Source organism: Nocardia barduliensis (genome assembly GCF_013315795.1).
Lineage (GTDB): Bacteria > Actinomycetota > Actinomycetes > Mycobacteriales > Mycobacteriaceae > Nocardia > Nocardia barduliensis.
The window spans coordinates 1-1,091 of sequence record NZ_JABLTE010000267.1 but is presented as its reverse complement, the minus strand read 5'-3'; the positions used below and the strand labels follow the sequence as shown (position 1 = coordinate 1,091).

The following is a 1,091-nucleotide window of genomic DNA, read 5'->3' as shown; positions in this document are numbered from 1 at the left end:
GTGTGGTTCGATGGCGGCGGGTGCGCCCGCGCCCTGGGTCCAGGTCTTGGCGGCTCGGGGCGATTCGGGGTTGGTGTGCGACTGTGCGCACCCGGCGGTTTCCCACTGGGCCAACAGACGCCGCGCGGTGGACAGTCCGATCCCGGCGATGTCGGCCAGCGCGGCGGTGGTGCTGCCGGGGTGGGCCCGCAGCGCCGCCCACAACGCGCTGTCGCTGTCGCGGGACAGCACCGGCACGCCACCCGACCGCGTGCCGTGTTCCGGGGCGGGTGCGGCCGTTTCCGTGGCCACGGCGGCGTTCTTCTTTTTCGACATGAGGGGTTCCTTCCAACATTGGGTTTCGTGAATTCGGTGATGTCCCGGTGGGACGGAATGCGTACCAATCGGGGCGATTCCCCGCCGGGTCGGTGCCGTTTCCAGTTCCATGACCGCTCGATAGGGCGTGTGATGTCAAGCGGAATGTGGAAAATAGTTCCGGCCCCGGATTCCTCTCTTCCATTTCTGGAATGCGCACGGCACGAGAGGAATTCGACTCGTCACTATTCATTTGCGCGAGACCAGGTGGACTCACGTCGGCGACCTCGCCGCGGTGCCGCAGCGGGCGAGGACACACTCCGGAGCACGCGTCCGGTTGCGGGTCGCGCCCGCTGCCGCGTTGCCACTGAGTTTGGCTGCGGGTTTGATCACGCCGTCCTCGTCGTGACCTTGGGTGTTCTTCCTCAGGCGCATGAGGGTCTGCTGTTCGTGGGCTGAGTTGAGGTCGGTTGTGTCGCTGGAGGGTTCATCGAGTCAGGTGCTCGCGCAGGGGGCCGGTGGTGCGGTCGAGCCACACACTCGCCCCGTGCCCGCGCCCGCTCCGGCGCACCAAGTCGGCGGCACCGATGGCGTAGGCGGCGATGTCGTCGGGGTGCACGAGGTGAATCCGGGGGGCGGCATAGCCGCCCGTACCGCCGGTCACGTGCGCCACGGTGTACATGCCGCGCTCGTCGTGCGGGCCGGGGGCGTAGATGATGAATTGATCGCCGGTGATGGCGTTGGCGATCACGTAGATCGGCTCGAGGGCGGCGGTGGTGGGGATCGCGGGGTCGGTC

The 1,091-nt window shown here is 67.8% G+C and carries 2 protein-coding genes; both read right to left on the bottom strand.

Going from position 1 to position 1,091, the window contains the following annotated elements; genetic code table 11:
* The coding region (locus HOV91_RS39120; RefSeq protein ID WP_217441616.1) for a hypothetical protein at nt 1–315 on the bottom strand (315 nt) is incomplete at its 3' end.
* 466 nt (nt 316–781) lie between these two features.
* The coding region (locus HOV91_RS39115) for a hypothetical protein (RefSeq protein ID WP_174190189.1) at nt 782–1,091 on the bottom strand (310 nt) is incomplete at its 5' end.